Genomic DNA, 22,718 nt, shown 5'->3' on the forward strand with positions numbered 1-22,718 from the left:
GAAGAAAAATGCGAGGGCGCCGTCGGACAGACGGCATCGCCCGCCCTGCGGCGGTCGACGCTGCGCGCTCAGGCGTGCGCCGTACTCGCCTTCCGCACGACGACTGCACGCGGGAACACGGGCAGTGCGATCAACGCAAAGAGACTCGCGACTGCCCACACCACCGGCCACGACGTGACCGACAGCAACACAGGAATCGCGAGCGGCGTCAGGAACAGCATGATGAACACGCAGGTGTTGCCCATTGCGAGTGCGGTACCGGCGCGACTCGTGCCGGCGAGCGTCGCGAGCTCCGTGAACGCCACGCCGTGCCATGCCGACGCGCATACGCCACCGGCGACGATCATCGCCGCGCACACCGCGATCATCACCGTGTGCGGCATGCCGACCGCGGCCGATATCAGCGCAAGCGCCGCGAACAAAACCGCGGTGACGAGACTGCAGGCCCGCATATAGGCGCGCCGGTTACCCTTGCGATCGGTCCAGCGGCCGCTCAGGACACGCGCTATCGCGGCGCCCGTTTGCACGGCTACCATCGTCGCGCTGATCGTGACGATGCTGGCGTGACCGAAGTCGTGCAGAAAGACCGTTGCAAACGTGATGACCGCCAGTTGCGGCGCGCACAACATGCCGGCCGCGATCGCAACACGCCAGACCGGGATGTTGCGCAATGGCGAGGTCGATGCGGTCGCTACGGTTGATACGGTGCCACGTTGCGTCCCGTGTGCGGCATCGGTTGTGTGGGTTGCGGGGGGCTCGTGCAGCCAGCGCCATGCGAACCCTGCGGTCACCGCGCACAGGATCGCCAGCACACCAAACACTGCGCTGAAGCCGAGATGTACGGCAAGCACCGGCAACATCAGCGCGCCGAGACCGCCGCCGGCGGGCACCGCGGTCTGGCGGATGCTCATCGCGAGGCCACGCTCGCCTTCGCGAAACCACGCCATGACCGCGCGCCCACTCGATCCATTGACACTGCCGCCCAGCAGCCCGACCAGCAGCAGCCACAGCGCCAGCGCGGACACGCCGGGGACCGACGCTGCGCCAGGCACGACGAATAGCGCCATCGCGGCCAGCGCCAGCGCCGTCGCACCGAGCCCGAGCAGCAGCACGCGCCGGTCGCCCCAGCGATCGGTCAGCATGCCCCACGGTAGCTCGCTGATCGCGATGCCGAGCCCGAGCATCCCCAGCACGAGACCGAGGCCGCCGTTACCGAGGTGATAGCCCGAGCGCAGCAACACCGCGGTAGTCGGAATGCCGGAAAACGCGGCCGAAAAGCTCGCGTTCGCGGCAAAACCCACACCCAGCACCTTCCATCGATGATTACCGGCGAGCCCGCCGGCCCTTGAGCGGTTCGATTCCATGACAACTGCCTCCCGTTCCAATGATTGATGGCGTTATCGTAGGGATGGACCTATCATCGGAAAAGCGGGAAAATAGGATACCTTCCATCGGATATTCCGAATCATGAGCCAGCGTGGATTCGATCTGAACCAGTTGCGGACCTTTGTTGCCGTGGCCGAGGCGGGCAGCGTGTCGGCGGGCGCCGAACGGATTTTTCTGTCGCAGTCGTCGGTGAGCGAGCAGCTCAAGAAACTCGAGGAGCGCGCGGCCCAGCCGCTCTTCGTGCGCAGCAAGCAGGGCGTCACGGCCACCCCGGCGGGCGCGAAGCTGCTCGATCACGCCCGCCGCATTCTGGCGATGAGCGAGGCCGCGCTCGAAGACCTGCAAGGCCGCTCGCTCGACGGCGAACTGCGCATCGCGATCACCGACTACTACCGTCCGCACGACATCGCCCGCGTGCTGAAGGCTTTCTCGGAACAGCATCCGCGTCTGCGCCTGCACGTAACGGTGATGCCGAGCGCGACCATCGACAGCGGCGCCGAAGACAACGCGGCCTACGATATCGGCCTGTCGCTGCGGCTCCTTACGCCGGGCCGCGGACATGCGTCGGGCGGCAGTGCGCACGCGCGTAGCACGGTAGTCCGTCGCGAGAAGCTGGTTTGGGTGAGCGCGGCCGATACCGATCCGCGTGCGGTGCGGCCCTACCCGCTGGTCTTGCTGCCGTCGAGCTGCCAGTTACAGCGTTTCGTCGTGAAGCTGCTCGATGAACGCAAGGTGCCGTATCTGATTTCGCATTCGGCATCGGGGGTGGCGGGGCTGCTGCTGGCGCTGAAGGCGGGACTGGGCATTTCCTGTCTGAACGAATCGTCGCTGGGTGCGGGTGTCGTGGCCTGTGCTGCGGGCAGCGGGTTGCCGGCGCTGCCGTCGGTGGAGTTTCACCTGTTGCCCGGGCGGCCTGGCGAAAGCTCACTGGTGACGAATGCGCGCGATGCGTTGACGCGGCTTTTTAGCTGAGACCGGAGGGCGGGCGCCGTTTGCTTTGCCCTGCACGATTAGCCATCTGGACGACCCTCGCCGTCATCTTTTCAACAAGCAGCGCGGGCATACTTCATCCGATCGATAACGGCGGAGGTGAAGGATGAAGGTCAGCGTTCGGAGCTATGTTTCCCCGACACTCGTGCTGCTCGCGTTCGATTGGCCCGAAGGCCATGCGCGCAGTGATTTCCTCGGATTTGCGATCCGGCGCACACCAGGGTTCCTGAGTGTAGACGGGCATACGCGTGAAACCAGTAGCTGGCTGCCGAACCGCGTGACCTTCGCGGGCCCCGCTGCCGACCCGCAACACGATGCGCCGACCACCGAAGCGCCGATCCAGAAGTTCATGTGGTGGGACGCACGTATCGATCCTCCCGACCGGCAGAAGACTTTCACCTACGATGTCTATCCGGTGGTCGGCACACCGGCCGCGCCGCAGCGGCTCGACGCCGACGTGGGCCATTGTTCGGTTACGCTGCCCGCGCATATCGAGGACGGCATCGGTACGTGGTTCAATCGCGCAGTCGTGAGTTCCCAGGCATTCGCGCACCAGGTGGCCGCGATGCGGATCGGTAAGGGCGATGTGCCTTCGCCGCAGCAGGCGCTGCGTCTGCGCACGTGGCTTGCCAACGATCTGGAGCAGGTCTTCGAAACCGTGTTTGCTGACGCGGCGCGGGCGGCGTCGGCGGTGTATCACCTGACCGACGCACTGTGGGCGCTTCCCGCGTTCGAGGCATTCGGTAAAGCGCATGGCAAGGACGCGCTTGCAGTGGTGTACGACGCGCATCGGGTCGAAGTGAAGGGCAAGCCGTCGGAGCCGTCACCGAACCAGCCAGCCGTCGATGCGCTGCGTGATATCGCGCGTTGCCTGCCGCGCGATAAAACGCACATCATGCACGACAAGTTTATCGTCGCTGGCGATGGGAACGCGGGGACCGCGCCCTCGCATGTGCTGACCGGTTCCGCCAACTTCACCACCGAAGGCATCACCGAACAGGCGAACGTGCTGCATCTGTTCGAATCACCTCAGTTGGCACAGTTCTATAGCGATCGTGCCGCAGCGCTGTCGAGCAATCCGACGATCGCAGCCACCGCCCAACTCACGCCGGGTTGGTCAAACAGCGTGACCGTGGGAAGCGCAAAGGTGCGCGTCTGCTATTCGCCTGAGCCCAAAGACCAGCGCACGCAGATCGATACGATCGTCGATGCAATCGGTCGCGCGAAACATTCGGTCGTGTTCTGTCTGTTCATGCCAACGGACGCACCGCTGCGCGATGCGTGCTTCAGCGCCGGAGACCGCGACCTGATGATGTTCGGGCTCGTCAATCACATCAGCACGACATCGGCCGTTGCTGCCGAGGCTGCGCAGCACGCGGGCAAGATCGTCAGCACGACGCAACTGGCGAACCTGGAGCTGTATCACCGCAGCCGCGACGAGCGTGACGTCATCGATGCGAACTACTTCTCGCCCGCCACCGTGCCGGAGGGTTTCACGCCGGAAATGCAGGTGTTTCCCGGCGAGAAGGCACCACCGTACGCACCGGTCATCGTTCACCACAAGTTTCTGGTGATCGACGCGGAAGGCAGCGATCCGATCGTGTACTCGGGTTCGGCCAACATGAGCCAGAACTCGGAACACTACAACGACGAGAACCTGCTGGAGATTCGCGACAAACGAATCGCGGGCATCTATCTCGCGGAATTTCTGCGTTTGTACGAGCACTACCGGGCACGCGCAATCGCAATCGAAGAGCAACGCCAACATGGCACGCGCGAACGGCTGATCCTGCAGCCGGACAACCGATGGTCGGCGAAATACTTTGTCGACGGCAGCCCGGAAGCGAAGGCGCGTGTCGCACTCGCGCACGAGGCTGGATAGCGCAAAGTACGCGCAACTACGCATCCTCCGGATCAACGCAGAAGCCACCGTTGCCTGGGGTGGCCATCGCCGCCGCATGGCCGTTGAGCTTCATCCGGCACAGCGACCACCGCTCCAGCTCGCTCCGGTAATTGCAAAAACCGCCGCAACCGCAGAACCATCATTTCGATTGCAACGCGGAATTGTTATGTTATAACATCTAGTAACAAAATCGTTCGACCTCGCTCCATGACATCGCGATGAGCCGCTCCGGCATCGCGCTGTCGTCGCACGCCTGCATTTTCTTTCCACTCGCTCCGAACCAGAAAAATGAACCACCGCACGTTGATTGCGCGCGCCAGCATGCTGCTGTTCGCTCAGGCACTATCCGCTCATGTTTTCGCCGCCGGCGCCTCCGCCGAACTCGCGGGCACCGTCACAGATGCGCAGGGACACGGCGTCGCTAACGCACAGGTATCGATTCAGGATGCCAGCGGGAATACAGTCGGCCATACGAGAACCGGCAACGACGGTCGCTTCGGTCTGCCCGGTGTCGGAGCTGGCACCTACTCGGCAACCATCGATGCAAAGGGCTTCAGCAGTACGACCAGCATTGCGACAGTCGAAGCCGGGCAGACGCCTCATCCGTTGAAGGTGGTGTTGAAGCAGGATGCCACGCTCGATGTCACTGTCAACGCGCAGCGTCTCGATCGTGCGCGCAACGGCTTGCTGCCGGAAGTCGGTGCCAGCGTCTACCGCATCACTCAGGCTGACATCGCCACGCTGCCGCAGGGCGCCAACACGCCGCTCAACCAGGTGCTGCTGCAAGCACCCGGCGTCGCCAACGATTCCTACGGTCAGCTTCATGTACGCGGCGACCATGCAGACCTGCAATACCGGATCAATGGCATTGTCGTGCCGGAGCCGATCAGCGGATTTGGTCAGTCGTTCGATACGCGTATCGTCGATCAGGTGAGCCTGATTACCGGCGCGTTACCCGCACAGTACGGCTATCGCACGGCCGGCGTCGTCGACATCCGCACGAAATCTGGCGACACCGGCAACGGTGGATCGATCGATGTCTACGGCGGCAGCCGCCAGACATTGAAGACCAGCGCCGACGTCTTCGGCTCGCAGGGACCGTTCAGCTACTACTTCACGGGCTCGCTAGGCGTGAACAACCTCGGTATCGAGGCGCCCACCTCCGATGGCAGTCCGCTGCACGATCACACGCGGCAAGGCAACGGCTTCGGCTACATGTCGTACCTGATCAATCCGCTCACACGCGTGAGCTTGATGTTCGGCACCGCGAGCAACCAGTTCCAGATTCCCAACACACCGAACCTGCCGACTCAATTCACGCTGGACGGCCGCACGTCGTTCAATTCAGCCGATCTCAACGAGACCCAGTCGGAGTTGAACAACTTCGCCGTACTCGCGTTGCAAGGCACGAACGGCGGTGCGCTCGACTATCAGGTCGCGCTGTTCACACGGTACACGCGCACCCAGTTCAATCCCGATCCGATCGGCGATCTGATGTTCAATGGCGTGGCGTCGAAGGACTTCCACAGCAACCGCGCGAACGGTGTGCAGGCGGATACGACCTGGCGTCTGAACGATACGCACACGGTGCGCGCGGGGCTTATGTTCCAGCAGGAACACGCCGCGTTCGACGACAGCGTGTCTGTCTTCGCTACGAATGCCGACGGCGGGCAGCTATCCGGCGTGCCGTTCACGATCAACGATTCGAGCCACAAGACCGGCTACCTGTATAGCGCCTACGTGCAGGATGAGTGGAAGCTGACGAGCCAGCTCACGCTGAACTACGGGCTGCGCTACGACCGCATGGACGAATACGTGCAGGCGAGCCAGTTGAGCCCGCGAATCGGGCTCGTGTATCAGCCGACCAATGCCACCACGATCCATGCGGGCTACTCGCGCTATTTCACGCCGCCCGCGTTCGAACTCGTGTCGGATTCGACGGTGAGTCTGTTCAACGGTACGACGAACCAGAGTCCGACGTCGCAGAACAGCCCGGTCAAGCCCGAGCGCAGTCACTATTTCGACATCGGCGTCACGCAGCGCCTCACGCCTGCCTTGACCGTCGGGCTCGACGCGTACTACAAAAAAGCATCGGACCTGCTCGACGAAGGGCAGTTCGGTTCGGCACTGATCTACACGCCGTTCAATTATCAGTACGGTCATGTGTACGGGCTCGAATTCACCACGAGCTACCGGCAGGACAACGTCTCCGCCTATCTGAACATCGCGTATAGCCGCGCGCAGGGCAAGAACATCGAGTCGGCGCAGTTCAACTTCGGGCAGGACGAACTGAACTTCATCGCGAGCAACTCGGTCTTTCTCGATCACGATCAGCGCGTGACGGCGTCGTTCGGCGGTTCGTACACGCTTGGCCAGACCACGTTGACCGCTGACGGCATTGTAGGTAGCGGGCTGCGCAGCGGCTTTGCGAACACCGACAAGCTGCCGTGGTACGCGCAGATCAATCTGGGTGTGATCCAGCATTTCAATGAACCGTACATCGGCAAAGTCGATGCGCGCCTCGTGCTTGTGAACGCATTCGGGCGCATATACCAGTTGCGCGACGGCTCCGGCATCGGTGTCGGTGCGCCGCAATACGGTCCGCAGCGCGCGATCTACGCGGGCATCACGAAACACTTCTGATACATCGCGCGCAAGGACTGACGATGAATGACTGGACGAGTCTCGCCGATGCGTTGCGCCTCGGCGGCTGGGTGATCTATCCGTTGACGCTGCTCGCCGTGCTCGCGCTGGCGATCGTGCTCGACCGCACGTATGCGTTGTGGCGTTTCGCGCGCATGCCTGAATCGAACGTGGCCGCCGATGTGGATGCGGGTCATGCAGGCGATACCCGCATACCCCGCATCCACGACACGCTGCCACCGCAACACGCACTGCGTCGCATCGGCCGGCTGTTCGATGCCCGTGCGCCGCGCTGGCAAATCGAAGCGCGGGTTCAGACGGCTGCTACTGCAATCGAGCGCGACATGAGCCGCGGTCTCTGGCTGCTCGAAACGATCGTCACGGCGGCTCCACTGCTGGGGCTGCTTGGTACGATCGTCGGCATGATGCATTCGTTCCGGTTGATCGGTGGCGATGGTCTGGTCAATCCCGCCGGTGTTTCGGGCGGCGTCGCGCAGGCACTGATCGCGACTGCGATCGGCCTCGTCATCGCACTGCTCGCATTGTTCGCGTTCAACTATCTGTCGCGCCGCATCGACCGGTTGATGGATGAGCTTGAATCGTTCTCGAACGAGTGCCTCGGCGAGATGCGTCTCGTGGAGGAGCGCGACACCGGTGTCCATCTGGCCGGACAACCGGGCTCGGTGCGGTCATGAAGCTGCGTCGCACGCGCGCATCAAAGCGCGGTCGCATCGAGATCATTCCGATGATCGATGTGATGTTCTTTCTGCTTGCCACGTTCATGCTGACGTCGCTGGCGATGCAGCGGCTCGACGCCGTGCGCGTCGATCTGCCGCAAGGCCGGGCGGAACAGATGTCCGCAGACGGACCGCTGACGCTCGCCGTCACGCGCACCAACCAGATCTATATCAACCGTCAACCGGTGCGGCTCGACCAGGTGACCGAGGCGGTGGCGAAGCTGCTGCATCGCGACGGCAACGTCATCGTCGCCGCCGACGACACCGCATCGCACGGCATCGTCGTGCAGGCGATGCTCGCCGCGCGTCAGGCAGGCGCCGTGCATTTCCTCGTCGCCGTGCATCGTGAATAGCGGTATGCGGTACGTGCTTGCGGTGATGGACCAGTCGTGTGCGCGTTTTTCCGGTGCGTTCGTTGTTGCGGCAATCGTATGGACGTTGCTGTTGACGCGGATCGGTGGATGGCTCGGCGACGACGCGAAACCTGTCACGCCGCCACCCGCTCTGCAGATGCAACTGGTCGAACTGCCGCCGCCTCCATCGCCTCCGACGCCATCGCCTGCGCCGTCTCCCGTTGAATCGCCGTCGCATACGACCGCGGCGCGTCCATCGCAGCCAGCGGTGCGCGAGCGTGCGGCGCCGCATCGTGCGCAGACGGAGGCGCCTGCGGAGCCTGCCCCATCGCCAGCGCCCGCGCCCGCCGCAGCAGCCACAGAGGCACCCACAGCGCATGCACCCAGCACCGCCACCGCTACCGATACTCCGAAACCAACCGGTTTCGCCGAAGCACGCCTGCTATCGCAACCATTGCCCGAACTACCCGACGATCTGCGCGAAGTCGCCTATCAGACAGTAGCCATTGCGCGCTTCGCAGTTCACGTCGACGGCACCTGCGATGTGGAGTTGATCAAGCCGACACAGAATCCGCGCCTCAATCAGATTCTGCTCGAAGCACTACACAACTGGCGCTTCTTCCCTGCGCTAGACAACGGCCGTCCTGTCGAAAGTCATCGCGACGTGCGGGTGCATTTCAACGTGCAGTGATCGCGCGGGTATGGGCTTTGATAAGCCCGCGCAGCGATCTTGCAGAATTCCAGAGTCCGGCCGTTCGCTAAAAGCAGTACCCGACGACCAGACCCTGCGCTCGCAGGAATGCACACACCGGGCCGCAGTTTGCCGTGAGCGCGCAGGCTCCAGACGGCCGTGACGTCGAAAGGTGAGAATGTCCGATCTGGCATCGTGGGCGTTTTCTGCATGTCAGGCAGGTGAAAGATTCGCACCATTGCCAGATGGCCTGGACGCTGGCGTATACGGTCAGCACGCTGACGCAAGCTCATCTACGGTCGCAGAATCCATGAGAACGCGTTGCCAAAGATAGACAGCAGGCGAGTTAGAACCCCCATCCGACATAGCGAATCGAAACACAATCGGAAATTCTTTGCCAGTTTGCGAAGCTCGCCTGGTGGCTCGCCAATCTGCGCGTTACTCTCTCGATGGAATCGCTAGATCCACGTCACGTCTCCTTGCTGAGCTTCGCCACTCAAGCGCGACTATCTGGAGATAAAACCGATCAGTAGCGATTTTCCGGGTACCGTTGCGTCAATGCTCGACCCGGAATATCGCTGCGGAGAATGCTTATGTCGACCCTCACCTCATCTCCGATAACAGACGCCCGTGCCCTCGACCCAGACCTCACCGGGCTGGCGGAGACCGTCGCACAATACCGCTCCGCCGATGATCAGATGCACGCGCTGGAAGCGCAGGTACTACGGCAATTTACGGCAATCCATGAGACTCGCGACGTAACGGCGAAAAAGGACGCGTTCTGGTCGATGACCCGCGAGATGCTCCAGCAAAGTCAGCGGCTCATCTCTCAGGAGAGTTGGGCGGTACTCAATACGCTCGGCGGAAGCGATCTCTTCTGGAACCCGAGTTGGCCCTGGGTTGAGAAGGCGAGCAGCGAGATCGGACCGCCGTCGTTTGCCAGCCCCGAAGATTGCGATCCCACGGTGCGTGCGAGGCACGAACTGCGCCTGTTTAACCTGGTACTGGCCACGGTGGACCACGTCTTGTGGAGCATCGCGCCGAACGAATTCACCGATCCAAGGCGCAGTTACGATGTCGAGCTGGACGGAGCCTATCCATTCCGCTGGCTCGATGGCGAGCAGGCTGCGGTGACAATCGATGCGGATCCCGCTAACGATCTCAGTCAGGCTCAATCCGATCGGATCAAACCCTACGTCGATCCGGCGTCGTCCAACTCGGATCGCGCGAGTTTGTATGCTGCGAATCTCTATTGCAGGCCAATCATCGAAAGCGATTTGCTTCAGCCGCAGGAACGCGCACTGGTCGGTCAATGGGGCGTGTTTGCCAGACACCGCATTGCCGAAGGCACTTGCATCGGCGTCTATGGCGGTACGTTGCTGGACAGCGAGAGCCTGATCATGTTGTCGGACAAACGCTATCTCGCGAAGGTGACCGCTCCCGGTGGACCCGACTATTTCGTGAATGGGGAAAATATCCTGAGCCTCATGAACACGATGCTGCTGTTCGACGACACAGGACGAGCTGTCGCCCAGGATACCCGGCCTCATAACGTGCATGCGCAGTCGTTCAGGTGCCAGACAGCGAAGGGGATACCGCTTTCGCTCGTCGCTTTCTTCGCAGCGAATGAGATCGAAGCGGATGAAGAACTTCGATGGAACTACGGCTACGACGACGTCGCGCTGATCAGGCACGGGCTGCGCGATGTGACCTAGCGATGTCTAGCTTTGGCATCTGATGGAACCGGCCACGATGCTACAGCTCTGATAGCATGACGCCACTGCGTCAACGACTGCTTTTCTTACCCCGCAACAACCCCTTCACGTAGATCGCAACTTGAAATCACCACTACGCCCATCTCTTCTCCGACGATCGATCTTTACCCTGACTATCGCATCGTGCCTCATCACCGCAACCGGAAGCACCGCCGCCGAGCCACCCTCTAACGTTCATGCTGTGTCATGGATCGTTGTCGATGGCGAATCAGGTCAGACGCTCGTCGAACATGGCGCAGACAACGAGCGTCAACCGGCCTCGCTCACCAAGCTCATGACCGCCTACGTCGTGTTCGATGCTCTCAAGCACGGCACACTAAGCTGGGACGAAAAGCTACTGGTCAATGATGCCGACATCGACCATGTCGGAAACGATGAAGCAAGAATGTACCTGGTGCCAGGGCAACGAGTGCCGGTCAGGGAACTCGTCCAGGGCCTCATCGCCGCGTCTGCGAACGACGCCGCGTTAGTTCTCGCGAAGCGCATCGGCGGCTCGCCCGCGGGCTTCGAGCAGTTGATGAACGCGACGGCTCATCAGTTGGGAATGAATCACACCCACTACTCGACACCCTCTGGCATCACAACCGACGGCAACTACACAACGGCTCGCGACCTGTCCGTCCTCGCGTTGCGTCTCACGAAAGATTTCCCGGAGTACTACACCTTCTCGTCAGAACAGCACTTCGCTTATGGCAAGTTCCAGAAGCGAAACAAGAACTGGCTACTCGGCAAAGATCCGTCCGTCGATGGAATGAAGACGGGGCACACTCAGGCAGCGGGTTTCTGCATTGTCGCGACGGCAAAACGCAAACAGACGGCGCCGCCGATGATGCGGCGGGTGTTCGCCGTCGTGCTGGGTGCACCGACGGCGAACGACCGGATTGCGGGAGCGGGTAGCCTTCTGAACTACGGGTTCTCGGCATACCGCGACTATCCCGTCACCGATAACGCCGGGGCCCGTGTCGTGACGCGCACGCCGCGGTCATAGCGCGCTCCGGTCGGTCGATGTAGGAGCAATCGAAGTTCCTGGTCGTCGTTGATGACGTGCGTAATTCAACGTCAGACGGCGAGCAGCTTTTCGATCCCGACTTTGGGTGCCTCTACCTCACCAAACACGAACCCCTCAAAATCACGCGCCAGAACGCCATCGCAGAAAGCCATATACGAGTCGAATCCCTCGAGATCCAGCAACACCACGCGCGGCTTACCTGGCACGTTGGCACCGACGTACCATGAGTTGCTGCGATGAATCAGCGACCCTTCCGCGATGGCAAGAATCCGTGTGGTCCATGCAGCCTGGGCCGCGTGGGTCGGCTCGACGACCGGTCTGCGAGCACACCGCGCGCGTTCGACGAGCTTCGCGACCAGGTCGACCTGATGCTCGTCGCACGGAATCGCACTACTCAGCGATGCGGTACTACCCGGGCCCGCGATATTGAACAGATTCGGAAAGTCGGCGCTCATTAAACCCAGATACGTCTGCGGTCCTTCCTGCCATGCGGTTCGCAAGGACTGACCATGCCGGCCGCGAATATCGATGTTCAGCAAGGCCCCGGTGACCGCATCGAATCCCGTTGCAAACACGATCATGTCGAGTTCGATTTCGGCACCGCCTACGATAATGCCGCGTTCCATCATCGCCTCGATCGGCCCTTCCCGAAGATCGACGAGCGAGACGTTGTCGCGATTGAAGGTTTCGAAGTAACCGCTATCTGCGCACAGGCGCTTGGCGAGGATCGGATGATCGCGCGGAACAAGTTTGTCCGCGATGGCGGGATCGTTGATCTTCTCGCGAATCTTCGCGCGCACGAATTCCGATAACGTGGCGTTAGCTTCATCGTTTGTCAGTAGATCGCTGTAGGACGTGTAGTAACACAGCCCGCCTGCTTCCCAGCGCGCTTCATACTCACGCTGACGCTCATCGGCCGATACCGACAGCGCCGAGCATTGAAGCGGCGGCCGGGGCTCGCCGCCCACGCAGACGAAACCGCCAAACGAGCGCCACTCCATGTCGCGCAACGCCGTGTAGTTCGCTTTCATGTGCTTCTCGTACGCAGCGTCCATCGGGCGATTGCGAAGCGGAATGCTGTAGTTCGGCGTGCGCTGGAAAACCGTCAGGTGGCTGGCCGATTGAGCGACGACTGGAACCAGCTGGATCGCCGACGAGCCGGTGCCAATCACGCCAACCCTTTTGCCGGCAAACTCGACCGCCTCATCTGGCCAGCGCGATGTAAAGTGGCTCTCGCCTGCGAAGCGCCCATATCCGGGGATGTCGGGTACCTTCGGCGCAGACAGGCAACCTGTTGCCATGACGCAAAAGCATGACTGGAATGTTTCTCCCGTCTGTGTCCCGACCGTCCATTCAGCACGTGCTTCGTCAAATACGACTGAATCGATACGCGTATCGAGCTGGATGTGTTCATGGAGCCCAAAGCGTTGCGCGATATGATCGAGGTAGCGCAGCAGTTCAGGTTGCGAAGCGTAGCGTTCCGACCATTGCCATTCCTGCTGAAGTTCGTCGGAGAACGAGTACGAGTACTCGAAGCTCTCGATGTCCACGCGAGCGCCGGGATAGCGGTTCCAATACCAGGTTCCACCGATACCGCCGGCCGCATCGAACAGCCGCGCGGTCAATCCGGCTTTCATGGCGCGATATAGCATGTACAGACCGGCAACACCCGCTCCAACGATGACCATGTCGTAGCGTTTATCTTCTTTAGCGATAGTCAGCATGTTGATCCTTCAATGTTGAGAGGCGAGAGACGAGCGGCACGTCGCAACCGCCCAAGGTCAGTCGTAGACGCGCGTACCGACACTGACGGTCGGCCTCGACCACTTGCGGCCGTACGCCATCATCATCAGGAAACTGAGAATGAAGCTGACACCACCCACCGTCAGCAGACCGAGTTCGCCGAGTACAGGCAGCAGGTTGGTTAGAAAGCCCGTCACTACCCATGCAATCGCCATCACCGATCCGGCGACGCCGAGTGCCCAGCCTTGCCGCTCGACGGCGACAGCGTCCGAGTAAGCGGTGTACATCGTCGTGTAGGCGACCATGTCGAAGCAGCCCACCACCATGCCGAGTACCCACAGCATTCCTTCGTGCGGCAGCAGCGCCGAGAGAATCTGTCCGATGCCGGCAATCAGCAGCCCGGTCTTCGCGATGTCGACGACGCCCCACACCTTCAACATCAGCCGGACGACGACCATCAGCCCGAACACAAAGCAGATACCGATCAGGCCGCTGAACAGACCCAGTTGCGAGCTGGTGTACTGGAACCGGGTCTGCAGCACCAGCATGATGGTCTGCAGATAGAGGCCGTAGCCGACCTGCATCAGGAAGAACACGACGGAGAGAAACGCCACGCGATGGTGCTTGCCCGCTTCGTAGATGATGCGCAGCGGCAGCAACAGATCGACGCGGGCACCGCCCTTGGGCGCGACGGCGTCGCGATAGAACCAGAAAGTCCAGAGGCCGCACACCACCGAGAGCGCGGCGACGAGCAGAAACGGCGTACCGTAGTTGAAGAACGGCGCGATCGTCCGATCCGAGGTCACGCCACCGAGCACCGGCCCGACGATGACGCCCGCACTGAACGCGATGGACATGATGCTCATGTTGTACGCCTTGGTTTCCGGCGTACTCACATCGGTAATGGCCGCTTGCGCGATACCCTGGCATCCGGCCATCAGGCCACTCAGACCACGTCCGATGAGAAGGAGCGCGATGCTGGGCATCAACGCGCCCACCGCCATCAATAGATAGCTGAGCGCCAGACCGAATACGCACAGCAGCAGGATTTTCCGGCGGCCATACCCGTCAGACAGCTCGCCCATCAGCGACGAACCAAAGAACATGCAAAGCGGATACACGCCATATCCGAGTCCGAGGTAGAAATTGCGCAGATGTTGATTGGCGTCTGCGCTGATAATTCCCGAGTGGGGATCGGAGAAAATGGCGGCCATGATCGGATAGACCAGACCAAATCCCATTGCATCGATCGCGATCGCGAGCAGGCATGGGCCTAGTGATTTCAAATCTAATTTCGACATGCGGGACCTCTACCGATTGAACTTGGTGCCCACAGTAGCCGACGGCCCCACTTGAGAGTAGATTCGCGCTTTCGATCTCAGCTATCAGAGATACTGATGAATGACAGGTTCGTTACGATGCTCGAAAACCCATTGGGAAAATCATGGATTTGCTAGCCGCAATGCGTATTTTTGTGCGGGTTGTCGAGCGAGGTAATCTATCGAGAGCCGCGAAAGATCTTGGTCTGGGTCAACCCGCCGTCAGCGACCGGATAGAGCGCCTTGAGCAGCATCTCGGCGTCAAGCTCCTGCTGCGAAGTACACGTGCCCTGTCGTGTACGGACGAAGGCTCGCTTTTCTATCAAAAGAGCAAGGTTGTTCTTGACGCGGCCGACGAGGCGCAAGCGGCGGTGACAGTCGGCAATAAAATAGTCAGGGGACGAATACGGATTGCAGCGCCTCATGGGCTCGGGGATGTCGTTTTACCCGACATCATTGCGATCATTCGGGATCAGAACCCTGAACTGCATATCGATTTAATACTGAACGACGAGGTAACCGATCCGGTCACGGAAGGCGTGGATATATCGCTGCGGCTCGGTCAAATGGGAGATGGAAATTTTGTGGCGCGGCGTCTCGGCCATATCCGCCGTGTTCTCGTGGCCTCTCCGGAATATGTTGAGAAGCACGGTCTGCCGAAAGAACCAACCGAGCTGGTTGGACATCCCTTTATCCGCGTTGCTGGACTCTTCGGCGATGGACAACTTCATCTCTTGCATCGACACGAAGCAGCACGATCGACTCCTATCAATATCGTCGCGTCAGTCAGCCATTGGGGTCCGGTGTATCAGCTACTGCTCAACGGTGTCGGGATTGGGGTGCTTCAGGAAATCGTATGTCTCGACGCATTGAAGACCGGGAAGCTAATCAGGTTGTTGCCGAATTATCTTGTTCCCGGATTCGACTTGCATGCGCTACTTCCTGTCGTACGGCCGGTTCCTACGAAGACACAACTTGTCGTGAAGATGCTTGAGGAACATTTGCCGCAGACAGTCACTGCCGAGCCGGCGTCAGCATAGGCAGCGCCACGAAACCTATACCAAGCGCAAATAAATCAACTCACGCTTGATATACGCATAGAAAACCGGCGCAGCAATAACCCCAGGAATTCCAAACGCGGCTTCCATCACCAGCATCGCAACCAGCAACTCCCACGCCCGCGCTTCAATCTGCCCACCCACAATCCGGGCATTCAAAAAATACTCGAGCTTGTGAATCACGATCAAAAACCCTAGCGACGTAATCGCAGCCGGAAAACTCACCGACAACGCCACCGCGACAATCAACGTATTCGAAATCAGATTGCCGATCACCGGCAGCAACCCGACGATAAACGTCACCATCACCAGCGTTTTCGACAGCGGCAGCTGCGCATGCATCAGCGGCAGCAGCACCAGCAGGAACAAACCGGTGAACACCGCGTTCAACAGCGATATCTTGATCTGCGCAAAGACGATGCGGCGGAACGCATCGGCGAACCGGCTCACGCGCGTGACGAAGGCGGTTGACAGCGGTAGCCGCGCCGATTGCTTTTGCGCACCGACCGCGATGATCGCGCCAATGATCATGCCGATCAGCACATGCGTGAACACCCGCGCCGCACTCTTGCCGCCCTGCTGCAACTGGCTCGCATGCGTCTGCATCAGCATGGTCGCCTTCTGCCTCATCTGGTCGGTATCGACCGGCAGGTAGGTGGCAACGAATTCCGGCAAACGGCCGCGTGCCTGGTCGATCAGTTGCATCGCCTGGTCGAGTAGCGCCTGCACGCTCGGCACGTCGTTCTCGAAATGCTCGATGATGCCGAGCGTAAATCCCGTCAGCCCGCCGACTATCACCACCGACAACAGCACCACCGACAGCCAGCGCGCCCGCTTGCTCGACATATGTCGCTCGATGCGCGGGGCTATCGTGTGAACGAGTTGATAGACGAGCATGCCCGCGAGGAGCGCACCAAGCAGCTTCAGATACAGCACGGCCCACAGCACGAACAGCGCGACCACATAGCTGCCGACCTCGACCGCCGATAGCTTCGGCAGGCTCATATCGCTCGTCAGCCTGACCTGGCGTGGGCGCAGGTCCTGCACCTGCCCTTCCTCGGGCGCCTCGTTACGCTTGGTCATGGCTCCTTCCAGTCTCCAGCTTCAGGTTGCGTAAATCTTATTGCTGGGCAGCCGCTGCGCGCTTCAATAGGGGCGCCAGATATCGACCGGTAAAACTTGCCTTCGACTTCGACACCTGCTCCGGCGTGCCTTGCGCGATGATCTGGCCGCCCCCCGCTCCGCCTTCCGGACCGAGATCGATGACCCAGTCGGCGGTTTTGATCACGTCGAGATTATGCTCGATGATCACGACCGTGTTGCCCTGATCGCGAAGCCGGTGAATCACTTCGAGCAACAGCGCAATGTCGTGAAAGTGCAGACCGGTAGTCGGTTCATCGAGTATATATAGCGTGCGACCGGTATCCCGCTTGCTCAGTTCCAGCGAAAGTTTGACCCGTTGCGCTTCACCCCCCGATAGCGTCGTGGCCGACTGGCCGAGGCGGATGTAGCCAAGCCCCACGTCGAGCAGCGTTTTCAGCTTGCGCGCGACGACCGGTACTGCACGGAAGAATTCGTACGCGTGTTCGACGGTCATGTCGAGCACTTCGCTGACGTTCTTGCCCTTGTACTGCACTTCAAGCGTTTCACGGTTGTAGCGCTTGCCGTGACACACGTCGCACGGCACGTACACGTCCGGTAGAAAGTGCATCTCGACCTTCAGCACGCCGTCGCCCTGACACGCTTCGCAGCGGCCGCCCTTCACGTTGAACGAGAAGCGGCCCGGATCGTAGCCGCGCTCTTTCGCTGCAGGCACGCCCGCGAACAGTTCGCGGATCGGTGTGAACAGGCCAGTGTACGTAGCCGGATTCGAGCGCGGTGTGCGGCCGATCGGCGACTGGTCGACGCTAATCACCTTGTCGAAATGCTCGAGCCCTTCGATCGATTCATACGGCGCAGGCTCGGTCGACGATCCATACAGGTGATGCGACACCGCGTGATACAGCGTGTCGTTGATCAACGTCGACTTGCCCGAACCCGACACGCCCGTCACGCAGGTGAGCAAGCCCACCGGCAGATCGAGCGTGACGTGTCGCAGGTTGTTGCCGTATGCCTCAACGATGCGCAGGTGACGCTCGTCGGGCGTCTTGCGCTCGTCGGGGTATTCGATCGTGCGCGCGCCGGACAGGTACTGGCCGGTTATCGATGCGTGATCGGCCTGCACTTCCGTCGGCGTACCTTCAGAAATGATCATGCCGCCGTGTTCGCCCGCGCCCGGCCCCATGTCGACCACGTAATCGGCCATCCGGATCATGTCTTCGTCGTGCTCGACGACGATCACCGAATTACCGAGGTCGCGCAGGTGCTTGAGCGTCGAGATCAGGCGATCGTTGTCGCGCTGGTGCAGACCGATCGACGGTTCATCGAGGACGTACATCACGCCGGTCAGGCCGGAGCCGATCTGCGAAGCAAGACGGATGCGCTGCGCCTCGCCGCCGGACAGCGTTTCCGCGCTGCGATCGAGCGACAGATAGTCGAGCCCGACGTTGTTCAGGAACGTGAGCCGCGCGACGATTTCCTTGATGACCTTGTCGGCGATCTCGCGTTTCGAGCCTTCGAGCCGCAGCATCTGGAAGTAGCCGAGCGTATCGCGCAGCGGCATACCACTGACTTCGAAAATGCCGCGTGCGTCGCCACCCGCGCCGATGCGCACGAAGCGCGCCTCGCGGCGCAGCCGCGTGCCTTCGCACGCCGGGCAAGCCTGGTTGTTCTGGTACTTCGCGAGCTCTTCGCGCACTGCAACCGAATCAGTCTCGCGATAACGCCGCTCGAGATTCGGAATGATCCCTTCGAATACGTGCTCGCGCACCGACGTACGGCCGCGTTCGTTGATGTACGAGAACGGGATGGTCTGTTTGGCCGAGCCGTACAGCAGGATCTTGCGAACCTTCTCCGGCAGGTCTTCGAATGCGGTATCGATGTCGAATTCGTAGAACGCCGCAAGACTTTGCAACATCTGGAAGTAGAACTGGTTGCGCCGGTCCCAGCCTTTCACCGCGCCGGCCGCCAGCGACAGTGACGGATGCGCAACCACCCGCTTCGGATCGAAGAACGTGATCTGCCCGAGACCGTCACACTCCGGACACGCGCCCATCGGATTGTTGAACGAGAAGAGCCGCGGCTCCAGCTCCTGCAGCGAATACGAACAGATCGGGCACGCGAACTTCGAGCTGAACAGATGTTCGACGTCGCTGTCCATTTCGAGCGCAATGGCGCGGCCGTCGGCGAGACGCAGCGCAGTTTCGAACGATTCCGCGAGACGCTGCTTCATGTCCGCGCGCACCTTCAGACGGTCGACCACCACGTCGATCGTGTGCTTGTCGTTCTTCTTCAGCTTGGGCAGCGTCTCGACTTCGTAAATCTTCGCGACGCCTTCGTTTGCTGTGCCACCGCCCGAGCGCACCCGGAAGCGCACGAAACCCTGCGCCTGCATCTCCTCGAACAGCTCGACGTGCTCGCCCTTACGGTTGGCGACCACCGGCGCGAGGATCATCAGCTTGGTGTCTTCCGGCAGCGCGAGCGCCGCGTCGACCATCTGCGACACGCTTTGCGCTTCGAGCGGAATGTCGTGATCCGGGCAGTAAGGTGTGCCGACGCGGGCGTACAGCAGCCGCAGGTAGTCATGGATTTCCGTGACAGTGCCGACCGTGGAGCGCGGGTTGTGGGAAGTCGCCTTCTGCTCGATAGAAATGGCCGGCGACAGCCCTTCGATCAGATCGACGTCCGGTTTTTCCATCAATTGCAGGAATTGCCGGGCGTACGCCGACAGGCTTTCGACGTAGCGCCGCTGGCCTTCTGCATAGAGCGTGTCGAACGCAAGCGACGATTTTCCCGAGCCGGACAGCCCGGTAATCACGATCAGCTTATGGCGCGGCAGGTCGAGGTTGACGTTCTTCAGGTTGTGGGTACGGGCCCCACGGATACGGATTTGTTCCACGCATTTATTCCTGAACTGGCGGAAAGAGGAGGAAACCAAACCTGCTACTATAACGACTTTTCCAGACCGCCGTTACGGCGTCCTGACGGCGCGTGAAGACGCGACGCAGGCGGCGCGGCAACGGCCCAGCGTCGCGCGCAGGTTTCGTGATCGGGGCGTTCCACCGGTAGTTGCGGTCATTTCCCGCGACTGCAAGGTAGCGGCGGGTTCGCAGCCGAAGCGTCGCTCCGCACGCTGCCCGATCATCCGAAAATCGTCCCCGATGTCCACCAATCCGACCGCTCTCTCCTCACGCATGAGCGCGCCCGAGTTGCGCGCGACCGTGTCGCTGGCCGCGATCTTCGCGTTGCGCATGCTTGGCCTGTTCATGATCATGCCGGTCTTCTCGATCTACGCGAAGACGATTCCCGGCGGCGACAACGTGCTGCTCGTCGGTATCGCGCTCGGCGCGTACGGCGTCACGCAGTCGATGCTGTACATCTTCTATGGCTGGATTTCCGACAAGGTCGGCCGCAAGCCGGTGATCGCCACGGGCTTGCTGATCTTCGCGCTCGGCAGTTTCGTCGCGGCGGGCGCGCACGACATGACGTGGATCATCGTCGGGCGGGTGATTCAGGGGATGGGAGCGGTGTCGTCGGCGGTGCTGGCGTTCATCGCCGACCTGACCGCCGAGGAACACCGCACGAAGGCGATGGCGATGGTCGGTGGGAGCATTGGCGTGTCGTTCGCGGTGGCGATTGTCGGTGCGCCGATCGTGTTCCACTGGGTCGGCATGAGCGGGCTGTTCACGATTGTCGGTGCGCTGTCGGTCCTCGCGGTTGGCGTCGTGCTGTGGATCGTGCCCGATGCGCCGCGGCCCGTACACGTGCGGGCGCCGTTCGCGGAAGTGCTGCATAACGTCGAATTGCTGCGACTCAATTTCGGCGTGCTGGTGCTACATGCCACTCAGACCGCGCTGTTTCTCGTGGTGCCGCGCATCCTCGAAGCGGGCGGGTTACCGGTTGCGTCACACTGGAAAATTTATCTGCCCGTGATGGGCCTGTCGTTCGTCATGATGGTGCCGGCGATCATCGCTGCAGAAAAGCGCGGAAAAATGAAGGTCGTCCTCGTCTCGGCGATCGCTCTTATCCTGATCGGCCAATTGCTGCTCGGCGCCGCTCCGCATACGATTCTGAGCGTGGCCGCTATCCTTTTCGTCTATTTCCTGGGCTTCAATATTCTCGAAGCGTCGCAACCGTCGCTGGTGTCGAAGCTCGCACCGGGTACGCGCAAGGGCGCGGCCGTGGGCGTGTACAACACGACGCAGTCTATTGGGCTCGCGCTCGGCGGCGTGGTGGGCGGGTGGTTGCTCAAGGCGGACGGGGCGAGTGTGGTGTTTTACGCGTGTTCTGCTCTGGTGTTCTGCTGGCTTATAATCGCCGCAAATATGCAGCCGCCGCCACGCAAGGCGTAACAGAACTTACCGGGCCGCCGGCTGTGGTCTTTTCCGCTGCCGGCGACCTGTCAACAGGCGGCCGCGACGCGAAAACCGCGCAGCGCAACGCCGCCCGAAACGGAATCAGGATCAACAGGAGAAACTCATGGCATCCGTGAACAAGGTCATTCTCGTCGGCAATCTCGGCGCCGATCCGGAAGTCCGTTATCTTCCGAGCGGCGACGCGGTGGCGAATATCCGCCTTGCCACGACCGACCGCTATAAGGAAAAGGCGTCCGGCGAAATGAAGGAAGCCACCGAATGGCATCGCGTGTCGTTCTTCGGACGGCTCGCGGAGATCGTGTCGGAATATCTGAAGAAGGGCTCGTCGGTGTATATCGAGGGCCGTATCCGTACGCGTAAATGGCAGGCTCAGGACGGCACCGACCGTTATTCGACGGAAATCGTGGCTGACCAGATGCAGATGCTGGGTGGGCGCGGCGGTGCAGCGGGTGCAGGCGATGACGGCGGCGCCAGTTATAGCCGCGGCGAGCCGTCGGAGCGTAGCTCGGGTGGTGGGCGGCCGGCATCGTCGGGTGGCGGCGCGGCGCGTAGTGGTGGCGGCGGTGGTGGCGGATCAAGCCGTCCGAGCGCGCCGGCGGGCGGTGGGTTTGATGAGATGGATGACGATATTCCGTTCTAACGAATATCTTTCGTGAAATGTAATTAAGGAGCCTGCAACCCTCGTGGTGGCAGGCTTTTTTCTTATCTAGTGTGCGGACTGGAGACCCGGGCCAACGCCTGCGCCGCGCTGAGGCACCAAACCTTTACCTGAATACAACGGTCTTGCTGCCGTTGATCAAAATCCGATTCTCCACATGCCACTTAACGGCACGTGCCAACGTCACACACTCTACATCGCGCCCAATAGCCGTCAATTGCTCCGGCGTCATGCTGTGATCCACACGCTCCACTTCCTGCTCGACAATCGGACCCTCGTCGAGATCAGTAGTCACATAGTGCGCTGTCGCACCAATCAACTTCACACCACGATCGAACGCCTGGTAATAAGGCTTCGCCCCCTTAAAACTAGGCAGAAACGAATGATGAATATTGATCGCCCGGCCAGCCAGCCGCTCGCATAGCTGCGGCGACAAAATCTGCATATACCGCGCAAGCACGACCAGATCCGCACGCTGTTCTTCGATCACTTCCAGCACACGCGCCTCCTGCGCAGCCTTCGCATCCGGTGTGCCACCTAGCAACGGAAAATGATGAAACGGAATATCGTAGCTGGCAGCCAGTTGATAGAACTCTTTGTGATTCGAAATGATCGCGGGAATCTCGATCGATAGTTGTCCCGTGCGATAGCGAAACAATAGATCGTTCAGGCAGTGTCCGATCTTCGACACCATGATCACCACGCGCGGTTTCACCGTCGCATCGTGCAGCTCCCAACGCATACCAAACTGCTGCGCAAGCTTATCGAATGACGCACGCAGTGCATCCAGACCCGGATCGCCGCCGACCTGCTGAAAATGCACCCGCATGAAGAACTCGCCAGTCCCGCTGTCGCCAAACTGCGCCGAGTCGAGAATGTTGCTACCGAGGTCGAACAGAAAACCCGATACCGCATGGACGATGCCCGGCCGATCGGCACACGAAAGTTTGAGAATGAAGCTGTGATCGGTCGACATGCG

The 22,718-nt window shown here is 60.9% G+C and carries 17 protein-coding genes; 11 read left to right on the plus strand and 6 right to left on the minus strand.

Annotated elements, in window-relative coordinates:
* Positions 1-68: 68 nt before the first annotated feature.
* A complete protein-coding gene (locus BWP39_RS14445) occupies positions 69-1,364 on the minus strand; it encodes an MFS transporter (protein WP_096721211.1) in 1,296 nt (431 codons plus the stop codon).
* Positions 1,365-1,467: 103 nt separating this feature from the next.
* On the opposite strand from BWP39_RS14445, the gene BWP39_RS14450 reads away from it, so the two are divergent.
* From BWP39_RS14450 to BWP39_RS14485, 8 genes are all read left to right on the plus strand, one after another.
* Positions 1,468-2,358: a LysR family transcriptional regulator gene (locus tag BWP39_RS14450; protein WP_096721213.1), complete on the plus strand. Its 891-nt coding sequence runs from the start codon at positions 1,468-1,470 to the stop codon at positions 2,356-2,358.
* 124 nt (positions 2,359-2,482) lie between these two features.
* A complete protein-coding gene (locus BWP39_RS14455; protein WP_096721215.1) occupies positions 2,483-4,258 on the plus strand; it encodes a phospholipase D-like domain-containing protein in 1,776 nt (591 codons plus the stop codon).
* A 309-nt stretch (positions 4,259-4,567) separates the two neighbouring features.
* Positions 4,568-6,922, plus strand: a complete 2,355-nt coding sequence (locus tag BWP39_RS14460; protein ID WP_096721217.1) for a TonB-dependent receptor — start codon at positions 4,568-4,570, stop codon at positions 6,920-6,922.
* Positions 6,923-6,945: 23 nt separating this feature from the next.
* A complete protein-coding gene (locus tag BWP39_RS14465; protein WP_096721219.1) occupies positions 6,946-7,617 on the plus strand; it encodes a MotA/TolQ/ExbB proton channel family protein in 672 nt (223 codons plus the stop codon).
* Positions 7,614-8,012, plus strand: coding sequence for an ExbD/TolR family protein (locus BWP39_RS14470; protein ID WP_096721221.1), 399 nt, complete (start codon positions 7,614-7,616; stop codon positions 8,010-8,012). Before BWP39_RS14465 ends, BWP39_RS14470 begins: the two co-directional genes overlap by 4 nt.
* Before the next feature lie 4 nt (positions 8,013-8,016).
* Positions 8,017-8,703: an energy transducer TonB gene (locus BWP39_RS32500; RefSeq protein WP_096721223.1), complete on the plus strand. Its 687-nt coding sequence runs from the start codon at positions 8,017-8,019 to the stop codon at positions 8,701-8,703.
* Positions 8,704-9,296: 593 nt separating this feature from the next.
* A complete protein-coding gene (locus BWP39_RS14480) occupies positions 9,297-10,418 on the plus strand; it encodes an SET domain-containing protein (RefSeq protein WP_133116876.1) in 1,122 nt (373 codons plus the stop codon).
* Between the two features lie 121 nt (positions 10,419-10,539).
* Complete coding sequence (locus BWP39_RS14485) at positions 10,540-11,466, plus strand: D-alanyl-D-alanine carboxypeptidase family protein (RefSeq protein WP_133116877.1); 927 nt, start codon at positions 10,540-10,542, stop codon at positions 11,464-11,466.
* 71 nt (positions 11,467-11,537) lie between these two features.
* Here the strand turns inward: BWP39_RS14485 and BWP39_RS14490 are convergent, their stop codons facing one another.
* Complete coding sequence (locus BWP39_RS14490; RefSeq protein ID WP_096721227.1) at positions 11,538-13,211, minus strand: flavin-containing monooxygenase; 1,674 nt, start codon at positions 13,209-13,211, stop codon at positions 11,538-11,540.
* 57 nt (positions 13,212-13,268) lie between these two features.
* Positions 13,269-14,531, minus strand: coding sequence for an MFS transporter (locus tag BWP39_RS14495; RefSeq protein ID WP_096721229.1), 1,263 nt, complete (start codon positions 14,529-14,531; stop codon positions 13,269-13,271).
* 143 nt (positions 14,532-14,674) lie between these two features.
* Between BWP39_RS14495 and BWP39_RS14500 the strand changes: the two genes are divergently transcribed.
* Entirely contained in the window at positions 14,675-15,589 is a 915-nt protein-coding gene (locus BWP39_RS14500) for a LysR family transcriptional regulator (protein WP_096721231.1), read from the plus strand.
* 15 nt (positions 15,590-15,604) lie between these two features.
* Here the strand turns inward: BWP39_RS14500 and BWP39_RS14505 are convergent, their stop codons facing one another.
* On the minus strand, positions 15,605-16,690 hold the full coding sequence (locus tag BWP39_RS14505) for an AI-2E family transporter (protein WP_096721233.1): 1,086 nt from the start codon (positions 16,688-16,690) through the stop codon (positions 15,605-15,607).
* Positions 16,691-16,727: 37 nt separating this feature from the next.
* Positions 16,728-19,604 (minus strand): excinuclease ABC subunit UvrA, encoded by a 2,877-nt coding sequence (gene uvrA / locus BWP39_RS14510; protein ID WP_096721235.1) that lies wholly within the window; start codon positions 19,602-19,604, stop codon positions 16,728-16,730.
* A gap of 262 nt (positions 19,605-19,866) precedes the next feature.
* On the opposite strand from uvrA, the gene BWP39_RS14515 reads away from it, so the two are divergent.
* Positions 19,867-21,057: an MFS transporter gene (locus BWP39_RS14515; RefSeq protein ID WP_207556817.1), complete on the plus strand. Its 1,191-nt coding sequence runs from the start codon at positions 19,867-19,869 to the stop codon at positions 21,055-21,057.
* A 127-nt stretch (positions 21,058-21,184) separates the two neighbouring features.
* Positions 21,185-21,721 carry a single-stranded DNA-binding protein gene (locus BWP39_RS14520; RefSeq protein ID WP_096721239.1) on the plus strand — a complete coding sequence of 179 codons (537 nt, stop codon included), beginning with the start codon at positions 21,185-21,187 and terminating at the stop codon, positions 21,719-21,721.
* Between the two features lie 124 nt (positions 21,722-21,845).
* On the opposite strand, the gene purU is transcribed toward BWP39_RS14520, so the two are convergent.
* A complete protein-coding gene (purU, locus tag BWP39_RS14525) occupies positions 21,846-22,715 on the minus strand; it encodes a formyltetrahydrofolate deformylase (protein WP_096721241.1) in 870 nt (289 codons plus the stop codon).
* Positions 22,716-22,718 lie beyond the last annotated feature (3 nt).

This window comes from Paraburkholderia acidicola, assembly GCF_002362315.1.
GTDB classification, from domain to species: Bacteria; Pseudomonadota; Gammaproteobacteria; order Burkholderiales; family Burkholderiaceae; genus Paraburkholderia; species Paraburkholderia acidicola.

Coding starts and splice junctions, on each gene's coding strand:
- BWP39_RS14465 (WP_096721219.1), top strand. CDS start 6,946: ATGAATGACTGGACGAGTCTCGCCGATGCGTTGCGCCTCGGCGGCTGG.
- BWP39_RS14445 (WP_096721211.1), bottom strand. CDS start 1,364: ATGGAATCGAACCGCTCAAGGGCCGGCGGGCTCGCCGGTAATCATCGA.
- BWP39_RS14500 (WP_096721231.1), top strand. CDS start 14,675: ATGGATTTGCTAGCCGCAATGCGTATTTTTGTGCGGGTTGTCGAGCGA.
- BWP39_RS14455 (WP_096721215.1), top strand. CDS start 2,483: ATGAAGGTCAGCGTTCGGAGCTATGTTTCCCCGACACTCGTGCTGCTC.
- BWP39_RS14480 (WP_133116876.1), top strand. CDS start 9,297: ATGTCGACCCTCACCTCATCTCCGATAACAGACGCCCGTGCCCTCGAC.
- BWP39_RS14460 (WP_096721217.1), top strand. CDS start 4,568: ATGAACCACCGCACGTTGATTGCGCGCGCCAGCATGCTGCTGTTCGCT.
- BWP39_RS14450 (WP_096721213.1), top strand. CDS start 1,468: ATGAGCCAGCGTGGATTCGATCTGAACCAGTTGCGGACCTTTGTTGCC.
- BWP39_RS14495 (WP_096721229.1), bottom strand. CDS start 14,531: ATGTCGAAATTAGATTTGAAATCACTAGGCCCATGCCTGCTCGCGATC.
- BWP39_RS14505 (WP_096721233.1), bottom strand. CDS start 16,690: ATGACCAAGCGTAACGAGGCGCCCGAGGAAGGGCAGGTGCAGGACCTG.
- purU (WP_096721241.1), bottom strand. CDS start 22,715: ATGTCGACCGATCACAGCTTCATTCTCAAACTTTCGTGTGCCGATCGG.
- BWP39_RS32500 (WP_096721223.1), top strand. CDS start 8,017: ATGCGGTACGTGCTTGCGGTGATGGACCAGTCGTGTGCGCGTTTTTCC.
- BWP39_RS14490 (WP_096721227.1), bottom strand. CDS start 13,211: ATGCTGACTATCGCTAAAGAAGATAAACGCTACGACATGGTCATCGTT.
- BWP39_RS14520 (WP_096721239.1), top strand. CDS start 21,185: ATGGCATCCGTGAACAAGGTCATTCTCGTCGGCAATCTCGGCGCCGAT.
- BWP39_RS14515 (WP_207556817.1), top strand. CDS start 19,867: ATGTCCACCAATCCGACCGCTCTCTCCTCACGCATGAGCGCGCCCGAG.
- BWP39_RS14470 (WP_096721221.1), top strand. CDS start 7,614: ATGAAGCTGCGTCGCACGCGCGCATCAAAGCGCGGTCGCATCGAGATC.